Source organism: Silvibacterium sp. (genome assembly GCF_047605705.1).
GTDB lineage: Bacteria > Acidobacteriota > Terriglobia > Terriglobales > Acidobacteriaceae > Silvibacterium.
The window spans coordinates 1-20915 of record NZ_JASGFD010000060.1 but is presented as its reverse complement, the minus strand read 5'-3'; the positions used below and the strand labels follow the sequence as shown (position 1 = coordinate 20915).

The following is a 20915-nucleotide window of genomic DNA, read 5'->3' as shown; positions in this document are numbered from 1 at the left end:
CGTGTATTTAAAGCAGCAGAAAGCCCTTTCCGACCGCCTCCTTGCGGTCCTCTTCGAACTTTACGAGGTCAAGCTCGACGCCATTGTCATTGAGCAGCCACCCGAGATTGCCTTTGGCGAATTCGCCACGCCGCTGGCCTTTGAGCTGGCCCGCAAGCTGCGCAAGGCTCCGAAGAAGATTGCCGAAGAGATCGTTGCGGCGCTGGGTGAAGTTCCAGGATTTGCGGGTTTCGAGGTCGCCGGAGCCGGTTACATCAACGCCCGGCTCGATCGCGGCGCGCTGGCGAAAGACCTTGCCGCGGCCGGCGAGGTAACACTTGGCCAGTCCGAGATCCACTCGCTCGTCGAGCACACCAGCATCAACCCGAACAAGGCCGCGCACGTCGGCCACCTGCGCAACGCCATCCTTGGCGACACCTTCGTCCGCCTGCTGCGCGCCGCCGGCCAGAAAGTCGATGTGCAGAACTACATCGACAACACCGGCGTGCAGGTCGCGGACATCGTTGTTGGCCTGACCCAGCTCGAGAAGAAGTCGCTCTCCGAGGTGGAAGCGCTGATGACTCAGCTTGCCGCCGATGGCACACGCATCGACTACTACTGCTGGGATCTCTATGCCCGCGTCTCGCAGTGGTACGACGCCGAGGAGACTGAGAAGGCCGCGCGCAAGAAAATTCGCCTCGATACCCTGCACCTGATCGAGCATGGCGGCAACGAGACGGCGGAGATCGCCGATCGTATCTCGACGGCCGTGCTGCGCCGCCATCTCGAGACCATGCTGCGCCTCGACATCGAGTACGACCTGCTGCCCCGCGAGAGCGAGATTCTGCACCTGCACTTCTGGGATCTGGCCTTCGAGCAGCTTAAGGAGCGCGGCGTGCTCTATTTCGAGACTGAAGGCAAGAACAAGGGCTGCTGGGTGATGCGGCGCCCCGGATCGAAAACAGACACCGAAGCCGTGACCGAAGGTCCCGATGAGGACGCCAAGGTGATCGTGCGCTCGAACGGCACCGTGACTTATGTCGGTAAGGACATCGCCTACCACCTGTGGAAGTTTGGCCTGCTGGGCCGCGACTTTGCCTACAACCGCTTCTTCACCTATCCCGATCACGAGTGTTGGATCTCGGCCGAGACGGGCGAGGCCGACCACCCGCACTTCGGCGGCGCAACGGCGATCTATAACGTCATCGATTCGCGCCAGGCCGATCCGCAGGCCAACGTCATCGAGGCGCTGCGCGGTATGGGTTACACCGAGCAGGCGGCGCGCTACACGCACTTCTCCTATGAAATGGTCGCGCTGACCCCCCGCTGCGCCATGGACCTCGGCTACACCGTTTCCGAAGAAGACCAGGCGCGCCCGTACATCGAGGTCTCGGGCCGCAAGGGCTTCGGAGTCAAGGCTGACGACCTCATCGACAAGCTCATCGCCGCCACGCTGGCTGAGGTCGTTGAGCGCCATCCCGAGCTCGATGACGCCGAGCGCCAGTCGACTGCCCGGGCGGTTGCCGTCGGCGCATTGCGCTACTTCATGCTGAAGTACACGCGCAATACGGTTATTGCCTTTGACTTCAAGGACGCGCTGAGCTTCGAGGGTGAGACCGGCCCCTATCTTCAGTACGCCGTGGTGCGCACGCGCAGCATCTTCCGCAAGGCGGAGACGACGCCGGAAGCCGCGTTGGCTGCGGTGGCAGGCATCGATCCTACGCCTTATCTTGCCGGGGAAGAGGGTGCGAGCATCTGGCAGGTCTGGCTGCGCGCGTCCAAGACCTCGCTGCTGCTCGAGCAGTGCATCGCCACGGCGGAGCCGGCGTACCTTGCGAAGCATGCGTTCCAGCTCGCGCAGGAGTTCAGCGGCTTCTACAAGAAGAACCACATCCTGACCGAGGCGGATCCGGCCCGCAAGGCGCTCCTGCTGGCGACGGCGGCAGTGGCGCAGCGTGAGCTGATCCGCGCTCTCGACTGGCTGGGCATCGACGCACCCGAAGTCATGTAAGGCGCCATAGGGTGGAGCTGAACCTCCACCCTATGGGTGATGTGTTTCTAATACGTGGGAACGTACTGTGGGCTCCGCTGTTTCACTTTCGTATTGGAGCCCGCCAGCTTGCGCAATAAGTACTTTCCTATCTCATTTGTCTTATTGTTTTGCTTCCTTCCCCTTCGATCACTTACCGCACAAACTAACTTTTTTGAGCGCTGGCAGCAGCGTGCTTCACAGGAGCAGTCGCAGCAGCCGGGCTGGAGTGTGCCGCTCAACCAGCCATATCCCATGCTGATCCAGGTCTTTCGTGCCGATTTTGCACGCCAGATCACGCCCACCCACACCGATACCTGGAACTACGGCAACAGTAAGGGACTGAACCTCATCCCCGGGCTTCACAGCGAGTTCGATTTCTACTACCCGCCGTATATCGAGCACAACGTGAAGACGGCGAAGGATGGATTCGGCGACGCGCAGTTCCTCTATAAATACCGCCTTCTGAGCGGCAACGAGGAACACGGCAACTACCTGCTCAGCCTGCTGCTTGGTGCTTCGATTCCGACCGGCAGCTACAGCAACGGCAGCGCGGACGCGGCCATCCTGCCGACGATTGCCGGAGGTAAAGGCTTCGGCCACTTCGACGTGATCTCCACGGTGGGTGCGAATCTGCCTACGGCCCAGGGCGAACAGCTTGGCCGGACGCTGGCGTGGAATACGACGGCGCAGTATCGACTGGCAAAATACGTCATCCCAGAGCTCGAATCGAACGCGACCTGGTTCTTTGCGGGCAAAACCGACGGCAAGATGCAGAACTTTCTCGAGCCAGGCATTACCTTCGGCAAGCTCAAGATCCATCCTCAGGATCCGAAGAGCCGTCCCGGCTTTTCCTTTGGCGGCGGCATGCAGATAGCGACCTCCGAATATCACGCCTATAATCACGCGCTGATATTTACCGGCCGATTCCTGTTTTAGAACTGCTGAAGTTGTATCGCCCGTGATGTCCTACCCTGTGATGCCATAGGCGATGCCACGAATGTGTTAGATCGTAACCGTGAAAAGGGGTTACCTTGGAGATATTCCGAGGAACCTCTTTTATGGATCAAGCTGCTGTGCTGACGGGAAGTTATAACTACGGCCTCGTCGCCGCTTCTATTGCAATCGCTCTTCTCGCCGCATATGCAGCTCTTGACCTTGCAGGGCGAATCACCGAATCCACCGGGTTTGCCCGCACCGCCTGGCTCTGCGGAGGGGCTTTTGCCCTCGGCTTTGGCATCTGGTCCATGCACTACGTGGGCATGGAAGCGTACCAGCTTCCGTTCCCGGTTCTCTATGACTGGCCGACGGTTCTGCTTTCGATCCTGGCGGCGGTGGCCGCTTCCGCAGTAGCGCTGTTCGTGGTCAGCCGCCGGAGGATGACCCTGCTTTCCGCCACGGTGGGCAGCCTTTTTATGGGCGGCGGCATTGCCAGCATGCACTACATCGGCATGGATGCGATGCGGATGCCGGCGATGCATCACTACAATCCGCGCATTCTGGCCCTTTCCATCGTGCTTGCGGTGGTGATCTCTTTCGCGGCGCTGTTCATGACCTTCTCCAATCGCGACGAGAAGATGTCGTTCAGCGTGAAGAAGCTCTCCTGCACGGTGGTGATGGGGCTTGCCATTCCCGTGACGCATTACGTGGGCATGGCTGCGGTCACCTTTATGCCCATGCCGGTCGACCCTTCGAGCCTGAAGCATGCCGTGAGTATTTCTTCACTCGGACTGCTTGGCATCGGCCTGGTCACGATCTTCGTGCTGGGCTTCGTCTATATCTCGGCCCTGATCGACCGTAAGCTGGCCCTGCAGGCCATCGAGCTTGAGCTGATGGCGCAGCAGCATCGGCTGGAGCTGGAGGTCGAGCGCGCTCTCGCCGCCGAGAACAGCAATAAGGCCAAGAGCGAATTCCTGGCGAACATGAGCCACGAGATCCGCACGCCGTTGAACGGCATCATCGGTATGACGGACCTGGCGCTCGAGACCGATCTGAACCGTGAGCAGCGAGATTACTTACATACCGTCAAGCTTTCTGCGGATGCTCTGCTGAACGTGATCAACGACATCCTCGACTTTTCCAAGATCGATGCGGGCAAGATCGACCTTGAGGCGATCGATTTCGATTTCCATGAGTGCATCGAAGGCGCGCTCAAGACCGTAGCGCTCCGCGCGGATGAAAAGGGCCTCGAGCTGCTCTGTGACGTCAGCTCGGAGGTGCCTGGCTGGATGAAGGGCGATCCCGGCCGCCTGCGGCAGGTGATCCTGAACCTCATTGGCAATGCTGTGAAGTTTACGGAGGAGGGCGAAGTCGCACTGCGCGTCCGGCTTGAGAGCACGGAGGACTCGCGCGTACAACTGCAGTTCACGGTGTCGGATACAGGGATCGGGATCGCCCCCGCGAAGCTGGAGACGATCTTCGAGTCGTTCAGCCAGGCCGACTCCTCCACCACGCGCGAGTATGGAGGAACCGGGCTCGGGCTCACCATCTCGCGGCGACTGGTGGCGATGATGGGCGGACGGCTATGGGTGGAAAGCGAAGTCGGGAAGGGCTCGAGCTTTCACTTTACGGCCGTACTGGAGCGGGCGCCGGAGCACGCCGCGACCGTTCCGCACGCCGTGACCGCTCCCTCGGTGCTTACCGGCGTCAAAGTGCTGCTGGTGGATGACAACCGCACCAACCGCCGCATCTTGGAGGGGCTAGTGGCGCGCTGGGGCATGATCTCCGCTTCCGCTTCCGGCGGCCAGCAGGCGCTGGAGATGTTTGCCGCCGCCAAGGAAGAAAACGATCCCTTCCAGCTTGTGCTCACGGACATGCACATGCCCCGGATGGATGGGTTCGATTTTGTAGAACGGCTCAAGGAACTCTCGGGTTTGCCGACCTCGACGATTATGATGTTGACCTCCGGCGGCCAGCGCGGGGACGCGCAGCGCTGCGAAGAGCTGGGCATTGCCGCCTATCTGCTCAAGCCGGTGCGGCAGGCGGAACTCCGCGAAGCCATCGCCAATGTGCTCACGGCGCGGAAGGTCACCGAACAGATTTCGTTGGTCACACGTCATAGCCTGAGGGAACAGGCGACCGGGGGAACCACGTTGAAGATCCTGCTAGCGGAAGACAATCTGGTCAATCAGAAACTGGCCACGCGCATGCTCGAAAAGCGAAACCACATGGTCACGGTCGTCGCGAATGGACGAGAGGCGCTGACGGCGCTCGACCAGGGGGCCTACGATCTGGTGCTGATGGATATGCAGATGCCGGAGATGGATGGCTTTGAGGCCACGGTGGCACTGCGTGAGCGGGAAAAGGATACCGGGGCCCATCAGCCGGTAGTCGCCATGACCGCGCTGGCGATGACCGGTGACCGGGAGCGGTGTATGGACGCCGGCATGGACGGATACCTGTCCAAGCCGATCCGTCCGAATGAGTTGGATGCAGTGCTGGATCAGTACCTGCTTGAAAAGCTGGCTTCCGGCTCCGAGCCGGAACCTCTGTCGGAGCCCCAGCACTCAATCGACGTTTCGCAGCTGCTCGACCGGATCGACGATGACCGTGCTCTGCTCGCAGACCTGAACGAGATCTTCCGCGCCGATTACCCGAACCATATCAAGATGTTGCAGCGGGCCATCGATGACCGGAACGCAGCCGATGTGCAGCGGATCGGACACATGATGAAGGGGGCGCTCTCCAATCTTTCGGCGACCCGGGCGGCCGAGCTCGCCGCTCACCTGGAGGAGATGGGGAAGGGTGGCCAGTTGGCCGGCACCCAGGTTCTCCTTGACGATCTCGCAAAGGAACTGGTGAGCGTCCAACAGGTTTTGGATTATCTTTGTCCTGAAAACGCAAAATGAAGATCCTACTGGCGGAGGACGAACCCATCAGCCGACGGCTGATGCAGCGGACTCTCGAGCAATTCGGGTATGAGGTTGTGGTGGCCGAGGACGGCCGGAAGGCTGCGGAGATTCTCTGCGGCGACGACGGGCCGCGCCTGGCGCTGATCGACTGGATGATGCCGGAGCTCGACGGGCCGGAGCTGTGCCGCGAGGTGCGCCGCCGTCAGCAGGAGCGCTCCTACGTCTACATCATCCTGCTCACGTCGCGCCACAACAGCGAAGACGTAGTGGCCGGCCTCGAATCGGGCGCCGACGACTATCTCGTAAAGCCGTGCGCGCCCGCCGAACTGAAGGCGCGGCTGCGTACCGGCCGTCGCATCCTCGAGCTTGAGGGCAAGCTGATGCGCGCGCACGAGGAGATGGAATACAAGGCCACCCACGATTCGCTGACGGGCCTCAGCAACCGGCCCGCCATCCTCGCCTTCGCCGAGAAGGCGCTGCGGCAGACAGCCCGGGCGGGAAAGCCGACCCTGCTCGTCCTGTGCGATGTGGATCACTTCAAGCGCCTGAACGACACTTACGGCCATCCCGCCGGCGATGCCGTTCTCTGCGAGGTTGCCCGGCGGTTGAGCAGCGCGGTGCGCGAGGTCGATGCGGTCGGGCGATACGGCGGGGAAGAGTTCCTGATCGTGCTTCCGGGCTGCGATCGCGCCGTGGTCGAACGCCGCTGCGAGGATATCCGCATTGCCATGGCTTCGACCCCCGTCTCCGTGGATGGAGTCGAGCTGGCTGTGACCATCAGCGTAGGCGCCGTAGTCTGCGAAGGCAGCGATGCCAGCATCTTCGAGCCGCTGCTGGCCCAGACGGACGCGGCGCTCTACCGCGCCAAGGCCCAGGGCAGAAATTGTGTGGTGGTCGGCGAACTGCTGGCTGCCCTGTAGGTGGTCTCCATGCCTTACGAGCCGCCACCCATAATATCCGCTCCGCTGCAGGTTGGATCTGGATGTAGTGTCACGCTGTGGATGCGGTAGCCGTTGGGAACTTCCCCTAGCTGGACGAAGTAGGCGGGGCCGGGTTTCTCCTTCTCCTTTCCCGTGGGGTCGAAGATCTCGCTCGTTACCTCCGCCTGGTAGTGATCCTTCGCCTCCCTGCAGGTGCGCACGGCGCCAACCGTGGATAAAGCAATGTTTGCGTTCTTCGGCTTCCCCTCGTACGTGAAATCCTGAAACATCTTCCATGCAAGCGAGCCCGGCGTGTCATCGGCAAACTCGGCGGCCTCGCTGCGCGGCATCTGGAGCCACTCCTCCACGCTGTCGTGCGCATTCATGGCGATGGGTTCGACACGGTGCACCTGGGCATCAACTACGGCATAGCGCATGACGCCTTTGCGCGAGATGCGGTCTGCCGAGCTCTCTACGCTGGTTCGAATTTCGAAGCCGTCAGCGGTGAGTTTGAGCGTGAGCGGTGGATCGAGATCCAGCCGGCGATAGCCATGGTCCGCGTGCCAGATGGGCTGGCTCGACTGCGGAGCGCCCAGCTCCAACACGTCCATGTGGAACGAGCTCATCGTCGAGGTGCACCACGGTGTTCCGTGCACGACCAGCACTAACGGATGACCATTGCGCTGCGGATGGAGAAGCCGGGCCTCATAGGTGTCTCCGAATGCGCCGCTGATCTGATCGTACGGTTTGCTCTGCCATGTCAGGATGCGTCGCCACGCGCCGCCGGTGTTGCTATAGGCCAGCAATACCGTGTCGTCGCCGCAGGCTATATTGAAGCTCTCCTCTGCCAGCAGCAACGATGGCTGAGGCTGGCTGACCGAGATTTGCAATTCGCCGCCGTACGCTCCTGCCTCAGGCGCATTCGAGGTTGCATCGGATGTTGGCTTCGTGTCCGGCATCTTGCCGACCGATGGGGTGGGCATCGTGGCATTCAGCTGCCGCTGTGCTACATCCGCGCCAGCATGCAACGGCAGCCTGGACAGCACTGCATCTGTTTGTGCAGTGAGCGCTGTTTTGAATGCCGTGATCGCTGACTGGATTGTCGATGGTACATCGGTATCCATGTCTTCAGCTTTGAGGTGCAGCAGGCGCTGTTGTGCCTCGGCCACGGAAAGCTGTTGCGCGAAAGCTGTGCAGGAAACCGGGGCGATCAGGAGGAGCGCGAAAAGAGCGCTGCGAGCAGGCATGGGTGCATCTTGAGCGGAACGTATCAGAATTGCAAATCAGTCGTTCGAAGAAGCAAGAGGCGCTCCCACGGGAGCGCCTCTTGCGTTGCGTGAAGCGAGCTTACTGCAATGGCTGGCCATCGGCTGTCATCTGGTTCAGCTGCTGCTGATCGTACTGTTTCACGCCGTCCGGCAGCGGGGCGTAGTTGAGGGATCCGGCCACGGACTGGCCGTCGCCGATGATGTACTGAATAAAGCTCTTGAGCGCAGCCCGCTTGTCCTTGCCGGCGCCATCCTTGGGGATGATCAGGAAGGTCAGCGTCGAGATCGGGTAGGCGTCGGAGGCGTGCGCCGGAGGATTCACGATCGGGGTGCGGGGATCCTTCGTGAGGTCGTCGTTGAAGGCGTTGATCGCGGCGGTCGTTGACTGCGCGGTAGGCGCGATGAAATTGCCCGCCTGGTTCTTGATCTTCGCCACCGGCAGCTTGTTCTGCTGCGCGTAGGTCAGCTCGACGTAGCCGATCGCGCCAGGAGCCTGGCGCAGCTGGCCGGTTACGCCCTCGCTGCCTTTGCCGCCGAGACCCACGGGCCAGCTCACGTTATTGCCCTTACCCACCTTCGACTGCCAGTCCTGGCTCACCGCGGAGAGGTAGGTGGTGAAGGCGTTGGTCGTGCCGCTGCCGTCGGCGCGGTGCACCACCACGATGTTCTGGTTGGGCAGTGTTACGCCCGGGTTGTCGGCGACGATGCGCGGATCCTGCCAGCTCTTGATCGTGCCGAGAAAGATTCCGGACAGCGATTCGCTGGAAAGCTGCAGCGGCTGGCTCAGTCCGGGCAGGTTGTAGGTAATGCAGACCGGGCCGGCCGACTCGGGAATCTGGATGACGGGCTTCATCGAGGCGAGTGCGCTGTCCGCGAGCGGCGCGTCGGATGCGCCGAAATCCACCGTCTGCGCCTTCACCTGCTGCACACCGGCGCCCGAGCCAATCGACTGGTAGTTGATCTGGACGTTGGGATGGCTCTGCGAGAACTCCTGTACCCAGCGCGTCATCACCGGGTTGACGAAGGTGCTGCCCGCGCCAAGCACGGGGACGGTGTTCGATTTGCAGGCGGTAAGGGACAGCGCGCTGAGCGTGAGCAGGGCCAGGGCTACAGGTTTGCGAGACATTCTTCCTCCGCGTACGGGTGAATGGATTGAAATGGTTGGACCAGAAATCCCGATCCGGACGGCATGACCGCTCCCTCTTATTGTGCCTGAGCGCACGGTGGGACTCCGAAAAGCACAGGTCTGAGGTGACGGCTCATTAGAAGAGATCGCCGCAGTGCAGGGTTGGCCGCGGGCGGTGAATCCTGGATGAAATCCGGAATCCACAGGTAGATGGTGGGCGGATGGCAACGCGAGTCCGTGCGTGCGATTCCTACCTTTCAGAACGTGCAAACGCCGCCGGTTGCCGCATGGCGCAATTGTCACGGTGGCGGATACAAATTCTGAGAAGGAGCCGTTCATGGCAGTCAATCTCAAGGGCAAGAAGGTCGCATTTCTCGCAACCGATGGCGTCGAGCAGGTGGAACTTACGGAGCCGCGCAAGGCGCTCGATCAGGCAGGCGCGCTGACGGAAGTGATTGCGCCCAACGCAGGAGCGATCAAGGCCTGGAAATTCAAAGAGTGGGGCGACAGCATTCGTGTGGATAAAACCCTCGATGCCGTGCATGCCTCGGACTATGACGCGCTGGTTCTGCCCGGCGGCGTCATCAATCCCGACCACCTGCGCACCAACGAGAAGGCGGTGCGCTTTGTGAAGGATTTCGCGCATTCGGGCAAGCCGATAGCCGCGATTTGTCACGGGCCGTGGACTTTGATCGAAGCTGATGCTGTGAAGGGACGCACCATCACCTCGTGGCCTTCGATCAAAACGGACCTGACCAACGCGGGAGCGAAGTGGGTCGACAGGCAGGTGGTGCTGGACGGCAACCTGATCACCAGCAGGAAGCCTGACGACATTGCCGCTTTCAGCGAGAAGATTATCGAAGAGATTGCGGATGGCAAGCATCTCAAAGCGGCAAGTTAGAGCGCAACTCGCAACTTTAGTGCAAAGAAAACGCGGCACGCTTCTGGCGTGCCGCGTTTTCTTTTCCATGTGAAGCAGTTTATTTCGAGTAGCTGCGGACCCACTCAGTGATGGTGCGCACCGCAATGCCACTCGGGCCACGTGCAATGAAGGATTTGTCCGCATCGAGCCAGGCCAGTCCGGCGATATCGAGATGCACCCAGGGAGTCTCGCCGACAAATTCCTTCAGGAACATGGCCGCGTTCGTCGCGCCGCCGTAGCGGGTCTTGCCGGTGTTCTGGATGTCGGCGATGGCTGACTGGATCTGGTCGCGATATTCGTCTTCTACTGGCAGCCGCCAGAACTTCTCACCCGTGATCTTCGCCGCCTCGGTGAAGTGCTCGTACGTCTCTTCATCGTTGGTGAAGACGCCCGCATTCACCTGACCAAGTGCAATGGCGACTGCGCCGGTCAGCGTGGCTGCATCGATCAGGTGCGTCGCGCCCAGCTGCCGCGCATAGAAGAGGCCATCGGCCAGCACCAGGCGGCCTTCGGCGTCAGTGTTCAGCACCTCGATCGATTTGCCCGACATCGCGATCTGCACATCGCCGGGCTTCTGTGCCTTGCCGTCCGGCATGTTTTCGGTTGCGCAGATCACGCACAGCACGCGCACATTCGGCTTCAGCTGCGCGATGGCCCGCATGGCGCCCAGCATTGCGCCGCCGCCGGCCATGTCGTACTTCATCTTCTCCATGCTGTCCGCGGGCTTGAGCGAAAGGCCACCCGAGTCGAAGGTGATGCCCTTGCCGACGAGGCCGATGACCGGACCATCCGCAGGCGCGCCTTCCGGCTCGTAGCGCATCACGATCAGCGCGGGCGGCTCCTCCGAGCCCTGCGCCACCGAGAGGAACGCACCCATCTGCAGCTCGCGCAGCTTCTCGGTGCTGTGCACTTCGCAGGCCAGTCCGAATTCCTTTGCGACTTCCTCCGCCTTCTGCCCGAAGACTGTAGGTGTCAGACGATTGCCGGGCTCGTTGATGAGCTGACGCGCGAAGTTCTGCGACTCTGCGACGATGGAGCCTTCGCGCAGCGCGGCTTCCACTGCGCGTTTGTCGGCGGCTTCCGCAGCGAGCACGCTCACCGTATCGAGGCTGCGATCCTTGCGGTCGGTGCGATAGGTGTCCGAATCAAAGTCGGCAATCACCGCACCCTCGGCGATCACGCGTGCCGCGTCGGCAGCGTCGAAGCCGGCTTCGAGTGTATGGGGCAGGGCAATCGCGATGGACTTGAGGCTGCGCGGCTTGGCGAAGCGAACCGCGGTGCCGGCGGCACGGCGCAGATCGTGCAGCGTGGCCTTACCTGACTTGCCGAGGCCTACGATGAGCAGCCTTGTTGCGGCCAGCCCTTCGGGCGCGTGCAGCAGCAGCGTCTCGTTTCCATCGGCGCGGAACTCGCCGGTCGAGAGCACGAAGGCCGCGGCTTTCGTGAGCGCGGCCTCGCTCGAGAGAAGCACGAGGTCGGCCTTCGCGTCCTTCTCTTTGCTGAGGTTCCGGTCAACGGCGAAGACGGCCAGCAGTTCGGTGGAGGCGGAGGCGGCGGGCGAGAAAAGCAGTTCTGTTTTCATCGGGTACCTGAACAGATCATCTTACAGGGGCGCATTTCCATGCGAGCACCCCTCGAACAGATGAAAATCCGGCGCATATACTTGAGCGAATCAGAAGCGTTTCCCCTAATTCTTTTCTGCGAGGATTTTCCTTGTCCCTGTCTGCACGTGTGCTTGCTCTCGGTTTTGCTCTCGGCTCGGGTTGCGTCGTCCCGTTCGCCGCACCGGTCTCCGCTTTCGCTGCCGCACCGGATGCACGGCAGCAGGAGCTTACCCAGGGCCTCGACGCCATCTTCAATAAGCATGCTTATGGCGCGAGAAACGTGCAGCTGGCGTGGCTCAATGGCGGCGACGCGTACACCATTCTGGAGCCTGCCGCCGACGGCAAAGGCATCGACATTGTGGCCTATGACACCGCCTCCGGCAGTCGCAGCGTCCTGGTGGCCGCTGCAAAGCTCGTGCCGGAAGGGAAGTCCGCACCGCTCACCATTGAGGACTATGCCTGGTCGGCAGACAAGCAGAAGCTGCTCGTCTTTACGAATTCGAAGAAGGTGTGGCGGCGCAATACGCGCGGCGATTATTGGGTGTACGAGGTCGCCTCGGGCAAGCTGACGAAACTGGGCGGCGATGCACCGGAATCGTCGCTGATGTTCGCGACCATTTCGCCGGACAGCACGCGTGTGGCCTGGGTGCGCGAGAACAACCTCTACGTGGAAGAGCTGGCAACAGGGAAGATTACGCAGCTCACCACCGATGGCAGCAAGGACATCATCAACGGCACCTCTGACTGGGTATCCGAGGAAGAGCTTGCGCTGCGCGACTGCTTTCGCTGGAGCCCGGACAGCCGTTCCATCGCCTACTGGCAGTTCGACCAGTCGGGTGTAGGCGAATACACGCTCATCAATGACACGGCCGCCGAGTATCCGCAGCTGATGCAGTACAAGTATCCGCAGCCCGGCACCACCAATTCCGCGGTGCGCGCCGGCGTCGTATCCGTCGATGGCGGCCCGACGATATGGCTGAAGCTTGACGGCGATCCACGCAATCACTACATCGCGCAGATGGAATGGGCAGGGAACTCGAGTCAGGTCATGGTCGAGTACTTCAATCGCCTGCAGAACGACGCGAAGATTCTGCTGGCTGAAGCGAAGAGCGGCGAGGTGAAGCCGTTCTTCGAAGATACAGACAAGGCATGGGTCGATGACTCGCCGCTTGCGCCCATCGGAGACCGGTCCGGTAAGGATGAAAAGCATCCGGCTGACCTGCTGTGGGTGAGCGAGCGCGATGGTTGGCGTCACGCCTATCGCGTGAATCGCGAGACGGGGAAGCCTGCGCTGGTAACGAACTTCCAAGGCGATATTCTGCAGCCGGAGGCGATCGACGCAGCATCCGGATGGCTTTATTTCTCGGCTTCGCCGGATGACTCCGTGCGGCTCTATCTCTATCGTTCACGGCTTGATGGCACGGGCGCGCCGGAGCGCGTGACCCCGGCCGATGAGCCGGGTATGCATGCGTATGACATTGCGCCGAATGGGAAGTGGGCTGTCGAGCGTTACAGCAGCTTCAACCGGCCCATGCGGATCTCGATCGTGAGCCTGCCGGATCATAAGCAGGTGCGTGTGCTCGAAGACAATGCCGCGCTGGCGAAGAAGGTTGAGCCGCTCATTGGCGAAGAGGACGGCAAAAATCCAGACACCGAATTCTTCAAGGTGAAGGTCGCAAATGGTGTGACGCTGGATGGCTACATGATCCGGCCGCCGGACTTCGATCCGAAGAAGAAGTATCCGGTGCTGGTGAACGTCTACGGCGAGCCGGCCTCGACGCTGGTGCACGATTCCTGGGGTGGCAATGGACGGCTCTTTCACGAATTGATCGCGCGGCAGGGCTACCTGGTGATGGCTTTCGACAACCAGGGCACGCCCGCTCTCAAGGGGCGTGAATGGAGACGCTCGGTGTATGGCACGGTCGGCGTGCTCTCCTCGGCGCAGCAGGTGCAGGCGATCCAGGAACTGGCCCGTGAGCGCAGCTATATCGACACCGCGCGCATGGCTATCTGGGGATGGAGCGGCGGGGGCTCGAATACGCTGAACGTAATGTTCCGCTATCCCGGAGTCTTCTCGACCGGTATCGCCGTTGCTCCTGTGGCCGACCAGGCACACTATGACTCGATCTACCAGGAGCGCTACATGGGCCTGCCGGAGGAAAACAAGCAGGGCTACCACGACGGCTCGCCGATCAACTTTGCTGCCGGGCTCGAGGGCAGTCTGCTCATCGTCCATGGCTCGGGCGACGACAATGTGCACTTTCAGGGCACGGAGCTGCTCGAAAATAAGCTGATTGCCCTGGGCAAGCCTTTCGACTTCATGGACTATCCCAACCGGACGCACGCTATCAGCGAGGGGCCAGGGACATCCTTCCACGTCTACAGCCTGATTGCGCGCTACCTTGAGACGCACGTGCCGGCGGGCGGCAGATAGCTTCTAGCCGCTAGCCCTTAGCTTCTAGCCAAAACATCGCCCGCGCAGGCTCTCAAGGCCAGCGCGGGCGATATTCTTTAAAGCGGTATGAAATAGGCAGCAACGCGGCCCGATTCAGCAAGAAAAAGCTAGAGGCTAGGAGCTAACAGCTAGTATCGCTTGCTCTGGCTGTGGGCGATAGCCGCCCGGGCTTCGCGATCGGCCTCGCGCCGACGCTCGGTTTCGCGCTTGTCCCAGTCCTGTTTGCCCTTGGCCACGGCAAGTTCGCACTTTACTTTGCCATTGCGGAAATAAATCCGCGTAGGGATGAGCGTGTGCCCCTTGATCTGCGTCTGTCCGCTCAGCTTGCGAATTTCTTCGCGGTGGAGCAGCAGTTTCCGGGTACGCAGGGACTCGTGGTTCAGGCTGTTGCCATGCGAATAGGGGCCGATATGAGCATTCAGGAGAAACGCTTCTCCATCCTTGATGATTCCGTAAGAATCCTTGAGGTTGGCCTTGCCCTCGCGGATCGACTTGACCTCGGTCCCCCGCAGCGCGACCCCCGCCTCGAACTTTTCGAGGAGGAAGTAGTTGAAGCTGGCCGAGCGGTTCACGGAGGCGTCGCGGTCTCCGGCGGCGACCGGATCGCGCGGCTTCGGTTTGCGGGGCACCTGGATGTTGGAATGAGTCGCTTGTCGGGGCATGGAGAAAGGTCCGAAATTTCATGCTAGCATGCGGTCGCGGCGCTGAATCGACTCGAAGGCGCGATGCTATACTCAACCTGCGCCGGGCGATGAGACGCGGAGGAAGTTTTGCCGGATTCGGGCGGAAACCGGAGAGGAATTGCCGGAGATGTCCGTCTGCTGAAGGAAGCGTTTCGATGCCGGTACCCAGTTCCATGCCCGCCTGGAGTTTCATGAATCAACGGATCGCGAAGTGGACTCTGTCGGCAGGGTTCATGCTGGCGCTCGTCTTTTCGAACGTCGCAGCCCATGCTCAGTCAGCCGGAAAGCTCTATAAGCAGGCACAGGCGGCCGAAGACAAGGACGACATCGAGACCGCCTTCAACGATTACCAGGCCGCTTTCCAGAAAGATCCCAAGGATGAGCGCTACAAGCTCTCCTACGAGCGCCTCAAGGTCCCTGTCTCTGCCATTCACATCAAGCGCGGCGAGGCTCTGCGCGCCCAGGGCGACGCCACAGGCGCGGTGACCGAGTTTCTGCGCGCTCTCCAGATTGACCCCAGCAACGAGCTTGCCCAGCAGGATCTCGTAGCCGTCCGCGATAAGGTGAACAACATCCCGGCGATGCCGGAGACGCCCAAGGCGCGCGCCGAAGGCACGGAGCTGGCTGATCTCGGCGGCCCCATTCACCTCAAGCCGATCTCGAACGAGCCTCTGACGCTGCATTCGGTCGAAGACAGCAAGGTCATCTATCAGACGGTCGGCAAGCTGGCCGGTATCAACATCCTCTTCGATCCGGACTACACCGGAAAGCGCGTGCAGGTTGACCTCTCGAACGTCAATCTTTACGACGCGCTGCGCATTGTCGGCACCATTACCAACACCTTCTGGCGGCCTATCACCGACAACACCATCTTTGTTGCCGCCAATACCTCCAGCAAGCGCGCAGAGCTCGAAGAAGAGGCTGTCCAGACCTTCTACCTCACCAATGTCACGCAGCAGAACGACTTCAACGATGTGCAGACGGCGCTGCGCAATGTCTTCCAGTCTGGCCAGAATGGCGCGAAGCTCTTCGGCGTCGCCAGTCAGAATGCCATCGTGATGCGCGGCACCCCGGATGAGCTGCTGCTGGCGCAGAAGCTCATCGACGATCTCGATCGCGCGAAACCCGAAGTGGTGGTGGATGTGGCTGTGCTCGAAGTCAGCCGCAATTACGAAAAGACCATCGGCATTCAGCTGCCGCAGACCGCCAGCGTCTCGTTCCAGGCCTCGAACTATAACGACACGTCGTCGAGCACCTCTACCACCACAACGACCACGACGACCTCGAGCACGGATACCAGTAACGGCCTGACCCTAAACAGCCTGGCGCACCTGAACGGCACCAACTTCGCCGTCACCATCGGCTCGGCCACGGCCAATCTGCTGCTCACGGATAGCCATACGCGCATCCTGCAGAATCCGCGCATCCGCGCCTCGGACGGCCAGGAAGCCTCGCTCAAGATCGGTGAAAAGCTGCCCGTGGCCACCGGTTCTTACCAGACCGGCGCTGCGACGGCGGTCGTCAGCTCGCTCGTCAACACGCAGTTCCAGTACCTCGATATCGGCGTCAACATCACCGTGAAGCCGACGGTCCACTACGACCGCGATGTCACCATGAAGGTCAAGATCGAGGTTTCGTCGCAGAACGGTACGGAAAACCTGGGCGGCGTCGCCGAACCGATCATCACCCAGCGCACTGCCGAGCAGACGGTTCGCCTCAAGGAAGGCGAAGCCAACATTCTCGGCGGCATCCTGCAGAAGCAGACCAGCACCTCGCTGAGCGGTTATCCGGGGTTGGCGCAGCTTCCGATCCTCAAGTACATCTTCGGCAGCAACGACAAGACCATCCAGGATGACGAGATCGTCTTCCTGCTGATCCCGCATGTCGTCCGCGCCACGGTCCTCGATCAGGACAACCTGCGCGAGGTCGATTCGGGTACCTCGAAGTCCTTCGAGCTGCGCCATATCAACAGCGACGCTGCGACCCCTGCGGCCAAGCCTGCCGTCGCTCCGGCAGTTGCAACGCCGCCTCCGGGCCAGCAGTTCGGCACGGTGACCACTCCGGCCGGTGCTGTGCCTGCGACCGCAGCCGCGGCTGCCGCGCAGGCAATCAACGGCATGCAGCAGGAAGCCTCGGCTACAGCGCCTGTGAAGCTGGGGCTGACTCCGGAGATACAGCCGCAAAAGACAGGATCCACGTTCCAGATGGCCGTGACACTGGCGGGAGGAACCGACGTCTTCTCTGTCCCGATGCAGTTGCAGTATGACCAGACCAAGCTGAACCTGATCAACGTCGATCTCGCGGATCCGGCGCGGGGAACGAACTTCCTCGGCCAGGATGGGCAGGCGGTAGCGCTGGTGCATCGTGATGACGGGGCCGGCAACGTCGCTATCTCCGCCTCGCGTCCTCCGGGCACTCATGGCGTCTCGGGCTCGGGCACGGTCTTTGTGCTCACCTTCCAGGCCAAGGCCCCCGGCGATGCGCCGGTGACCATCACCCGTCCCATGGTCCGCAACAGTGCCCAGCAGGCCCTGCCGGCCACCGGGGCACGGGCCCTGGTTCAGGTGCAGCCATAACCGTTTGGGATAACAGCTGGAATCTTCGGCGACAGTGGATGAGAGAGGCAGCCGGAATCCGGAGACTGCGCTTACCGCGAATGGTCGGCGGGGTTCCTGCGTCTGGCATTAGAGTGAGCGGTAACAACAACCTGAGCCGTGAATCCGGACTGACGCTGGTCGAACTGATCGTGACGGTCGCCATCCTGGCGATCCTTGCCTCGGCGGCCATCCCGGTCACGCGGTTTGAAATCAAGCGCCAGAAGGAGCGCGAGCTGCGCCGGGATCTGTGGTACATGCGGGACGCCATCGATCATTACAAGGATGCGGCCGATAAGAATGCCTTCCAGACGAAAGTGGATAGCCAGGGCTATCCGCCGGATCTGCAGACGCTGGTCGATGGAGTCGATGTGCAGGGCAAGAAGGTGCGCTTTCTGCGCCGCATTCCCATCGATCCGATGACGGGGAAGAATGAATGGGGTATCCGCTCGATGCAGGATGACCCTGACTCCGACTCCTGGGGCGGGCAGAATGTCTTCGACGTCTACTCGAAATCGGACGGCACGGCGCTGGACGGCACGAAGTATAAGGACTGGTAGCAGAAGTTGACCGGCAGTACGGGAAGAGGCAGAACCGGACGATTCAACGTCCAGAGGCTGAGCTACAAAGGCGTGCAGAAGCGGACCTACAAATCGATACGGCGCAGGCAGGCGGGCGAGCAGGGCTTCACGCTGGTGGAGCTGATGGTCGTCATGCTCATCATCGGCGTGCTGGCGGCCATTGCCATTCCCAGCTTCATCGCCTCGATTCGCGCCGCCAAGGAAGCCACGCTCAAGGAAGATTTGAATGTGATGCGGAACGCCATCGACGCCTACACCATGGATAAGGCGAAGGCCCCGCAGTCCCTCGACGACCTGGTGCAGGAAGGCTATCTCAAGGCCATCCCGAAGGATCCGATGACGCATTCCAGCGAGAGCTGGGTCACCTCGACCGACGACAGCCTGCAAAGCATCGACCAGAGCGATCCGGGGATCAATGATGTCCACAGCGGCTCGGATGAAACCGGCGCCGATGGTCAGCCATATTCCAGCTGGTAACCACCTCCCGGCGTTCAGGACGGCTAAATCGATACAGTAAAAGGCTCTTCTATCGCCCGATCCGAAGAGTCATGAGAATCATCGGAAATACCGTCGAAAAAGGTGCGTAATTCCGTCGATTGTCATAAAGTTATCTGCATGTTCGGTCGGGCTATAACACTTTCTTATCCTGCGATCGAAGAAGTCTACGACCGGTACGCAGCTCTGCAATCGCTCTCTCCGGGGCTTCACGGATCGCTTCTCCTTCATACCTATCTGGACGCAGACGGCGTCGGCCTGACGATGGCCGCCAATCTTGCCGGTCTCGCCTCCCTTTGCATCGAACCGGAGCCGCAGCTGGCCAAGCAGGCCATGCGCACCGGAGTTTGCGAATTTGTAGTCAGCGATGCGGATGAGGCGCTGCGCATCCTCAAGACGGAGTTGCGCAAGGGGCGCGGTGTATCCGTGGTCCTGCTGGGCGAGCCGCAATTTGTGCTGGCGGAGCTGATCGAGCGCGGCGTGCAGCCGGAGATCATGCATCTGGTCGGCGACGGCCAGGAATTGCCCGAGGCGCAGACCTTCCTTGCCCGCGGGGCATGCCGTCTGCCCGAGTCGGTGCAGGCCGAGGGATGGGCCGCCGTTCACTGGAGTGTGGCTCGCGAGCCACAGCGCTGGCTGCCGCTGGCGGACATTCTTGCCTCTGGGGCCGTGGAAATGGACGAGCCCAGCGGAACATGGCGCCGCCGCTGGATCGAGCACGCCCCGAATGTGCTTGGCCGCCACTACATGGCGCAGCGCTTCGCGCGCCTGCGGCCTGCCGAGGCAGATGCCTTTTCGGCAGCGATCCATCGCGACGTCGAGGCGGGTGAAATTCTGGTTGCGGTATCCGTCGTGCGCGACGGCCAGGAAGACCTGGTTCTCTCGTAGCGGCCAGTTCTTACTGGCCGCTTCATCCCTTTTCGCAGTCCTGCTGCTTACTCTTCTTCTTTCGCCGCGGCCTGGATCGTCGCCCACAGATCCTTGATGCCTGCCCCGGTCTTCGACGAGACCATCAGCACGCCATCCACATTCAAGCCTTTGCAGAGTGCGGCTTCTGCCTTGGCGCGTCCGTTGCCGGAGAGCTTGTCGGCCTTGGTGGCTACGACCACCAGCCGCCGGTTCGCATTGGCTAGAAACTCGATGAGCTGCATATCGCTTTCCTGCGGCGGGATGTTGCTATCCACCAGGCAGAGGCAAAGCGAGAGCGTGGGGCGGTCGGTGAGGTAGGGCTCGATGAACTTCGGCCACTCCGAGGAGATGGACTTCGAGATCTTTGCGTAGCCGTAGCCCGGAAGATCGGCGAAGAGCATCCTGGGTGTTGTCTTTTGCGGGCCGTCCTGGATGGCAAAGAAGTTGATGGAGCGCGTCCGGCCCGGCGTCGACGATACCTTGGCCTGCTTTGAGCCGAGCAGCGCGTTCAAAAGGCTCGACTTGCCGACGTTCGAGCGCCCGAGAAAAGCAATCTCGGGAACTCCGGTCGTGGGAAACTGCGCGGGCGCGAACGCCGAGAGAAGAAATTTGGGATGGACCTGCATGCGTAAGGGTCAGTATATCGGGACTGCTGCTGCGCGCAGGGCGAACTGCTTCGCGTGGCGCGCCCTGCTGGTCGCGATTCCGCCATTCTCCCGATCGTCCGGGTGCCCCACGTCTCGCTTCTGAGACGTGGGAGCGCAGAATCGAGACGGTATCCCACTCACGCCCGGTGTTGGCTTGAGCGGGGGAAAGGCGAACCCTTCCACCACATTAGGACACAAAGAGGAATGTGCCTTCCCGCCCAAGCAGAGCTTGGATGGGGTATCCGTTCTCTCGCTATGGATGGGAGGGCGCGGGACCGCTGTTATGCGCGACAGCGGTTCCGAAACCGGAGGACGCCATTGCCGCGCGCACGACGGTTGCGATGCTCCCGTCCGTGCCGGGGAAGAGATTGACCCATCGGATCTTTCCGTCGGGATCGATGACTATAGCTGCCGGGCTGGCATCGATGGCGAAGGCCCGGATCTGCCGGTCGGGGACGAGCAATAGCGGTGTGGACGCGGGCAGGATTCCGGCAAAGAGCTTCAGCGTTTCGAGGACCTGCGGTACCGGGGTGTCGTCGCTGTCCGTCGACGCATACGACGTCACGGCGAGAATCTGCACCGGTTTTTCCGGCTTGGCCGCGTCGATGGCCTGAGCCAGCTTCATCAGCAGGTCGTGCGACTGCGGCGCAGCGAGCGACACCGCCGCGATGATGGTGGTGTGTCCAGCGAAGCGCCGGATCGCGGGCGCAGGCGTGGGGGACATCGTCTTCGACACTACGATCCCGCGCAGTTCCGTGAGCGGCGAGGGCTTGCCTTCGAGCAGGTAGCGCGCAAAGGCGGCTTCGATGCCCGGCTCGCTGGCGGAATGCAGGATGGCCGGGTCCATGGTGA

16 protein-coding genes are annotated in these 20915 nt (G+C 61.4%); 10 read left to right on the top strand and 6 right to left on the bottom strand.

The features are described from left to right. Nucleotide 1: 1 nt before the first annotated feature. The 4 genes from QM649_RS17315 to QM649_RS17300 all read left to right on the top strand — a co-directional run bounded on the left by QM649_RS17315 (nt 2) and on the right by QM649_RS17300 (nt 6779). Nucleotides 2-1990 (top strand): arginine--tRNA ligase, encoded by a 1989-nt coding sequence (locus QM649_RS17315; protein WP_415200322.1) that lies wholly within the window; start codon nt 2-4, stop codon nt 1988-1990. Nucleotides 1991-2239: 249 nt separating this feature from the next. Continuing rightward, nucleotides 2240-2947, top strand: coding sequence for a transporter (locus QM649_RS17310; RefSeq protein ID WP_415200321.1), 708 nt, complete (start codon nt 2240-2242; stop codon nt 2945-2947). A gap of 122 nt (nt 2948-3069) precedes the next feature. Beyond that, nucleotides 3070-5856 carry a response regulator gene (locus QM649_RS17305; protein ID WP_415200320.1) on the top strand — a complete coding sequence of 929 codons (2787 nt, stop codon included), beginning with the start codon at nt 3070-3072 and terminating at the stop codon, nt 5854-5856. Continuing rightward, nucleotides 5853-6779 carry a GGDEF domain-containing protein gene (locus tag QM649_RS17300; RefSeq protein WP_415200319.1) on the top strand — a complete coding sequence of 309 codons (927 nt, stop codon included), beginning with the start codon at nt 5853-5855 and terminating at the stop codon, nt 6777-6779. The genes QM649_RS17305 and QM649_RS17300 overlap by 4 nt, the downstream gene beginning before the upstream one ends. Nucleotides 6780-6793: 14 nt before the next feature. On the opposite strand, the gene QM649_RS17295 is transcribed toward QM649_RS17300, so the two are convergent. Next, entirely contained in the window at nt 6794-8026 is a 1233-nt protein-coding gene (locus QM649_RS17295; protein WP_415200318.1) for a hypothetical protein, read from the bottom strand. A gap of 100 nt (nt 8027-8126) precedes the next feature. Further along, nucleotides 8127-9173, bottom strand: coding sequence for a phosphate ABC transporter substrate-binding protein PstS (pstS, locus tag QM649_RS17290; RefSeq protein WP_415200317.1), 1047 nt, complete (start codon nt 9171-9173; stop codon nt 8127-8129). A 337-nt stretch (nt 9174-9510) separates the two neighbouring features. Here pstS and QM649_RS17285 point away from each other — a divergent pair, with 337 nt between their 5' ends. Continuing rightward, nucleotides 9511-10074: a type 1 glutamine amidotransferase domain-containing protein gene (locus QM649_RS17285; protein ID WP_415200316.1), complete on the top strand. Its 564-nt coding sequence runs from the start codon at nt 9511-9513 to the stop codon at nt 10072-10074. 79 nt (nt 10075-10153) lie between these two features. On the opposite strand, the gene QM649_RS17280 is transcribed toward QM649_RS17285, so the two are convergent. After that, a complete protein-coding gene (locus QM649_RS17280; protein WP_415200315.1) occupies nt 10154-11677 on the bottom strand; it encodes a leucyl aminopeptidase in 1524 nt (507 codons plus the stop codon). A 131-nt stretch (nt 11678-11808) separates the two neighbouring features. On the opposite strand from QM649_RS17280, the gene QM649_RS17275 reads away from it, so the two are divergent. After that, on the top strand, nt 11809-14133 hold the full coding sequence (locus QM649_RS17275) for a S9 family peptidase (RefSeq protein ID WP_415200314.1): 2325 nt from the start codon (nt 11809-11811) through the stop codon (nt 14131-14133). Nucleotides 14134-14282: 149 nt separating this feature from the next. Here the strand turns inward: QM649_RS17275 and smpB are convergent, their stop codons facing one another. After that, on the bottom strand, nt 14283-14816 hold the full coding sequence (smpB, locus tag QM649_RS17270) for an SsrA-binding protein SmpB (RefSeq protein ID WP_415200313.1): 534 nt from the start codon (nt 14814-14816) through the stop codon (nt 14283-14285). Between the two features lie 212 nt (nt 14817-15028). Here smpB and QM649_RS17265 point away from each other — a divergent pair, with 212 nt between their 5' ends. From QM649_RS17265 to QM649_RS17250, 4 genes are all read left to right on the top strand, one after another. Then, entirely contained in the window at nt 15029-17413 is a 2385-nt protein-coding gene (locus QM649_RS17265) for a cohesin domain-containing protein (protein WP_415200312.1), read from the top strand. A gap of 80 nt (nt 17414-17493) precedes the next feature. Next, nucleotides 17494-17991: a type II secretion system protein gene (locus tag QM649_RS17260; protein ID WP_415200311.1), complete on the top strand. Its 498-nt coding sequence runs from the start codon at nt 17494-17496 to the stop codon at nt 17989-17991. Nucleotides 17992-18063: 72 nt separating this feature from the next. Then, entirely contained in the window at nt 18064-18489 is a 426-nt protein-coding gene (locus QM649_RS17255; RefSeq protein ID WP_415200310.1) for a type II secretion system protein, read from the top strand. A gap of 138 nt (nt 18490-18627) precedes the next feature. Next, the gene (locus tag QM649_RS17250) at nt 18628-19395 is read left to right on the top strand and encodes a hypothetical protein (protein WP_415200309.1); all 768 of its coding nucleotides are present in this window, start codon (nt 18628-18630) and stop codon (nt 19393-19395) included. Between the two features lie 47 nt (nt 19396-19442). Here QM649_RS17250 and yihA read toward each other — a convergent pair whose 3' ends face one another. Together yihA and QM649_RS17240 are read right to left on the bottom strand one after the other, a co-directional pair. Continuing rightward, nucleotides 19443-20042: a ribosome biogenesis GTP-binding protein YihA/YsxC gene (yihA, locus tag QM649_RS17245; RefSeq protein WP_415200308.1), complete on the bottom strand. Its 600-nt coding sequence runs from the start codon at nt 20040-20042 to the stop codon at nt 19443-19445. A 274-nt stretch (nt 20043-20316) separates the two neighbouring features. Beyond that, nucleotides 20317-20915, bottom strand: a 599-nt coding sequence (locus QM649_RS17240) for a peroxiredoxin family protein (protein ID WP_415200307.1), incomplete at its 5' end; no start/stop codon positions are given.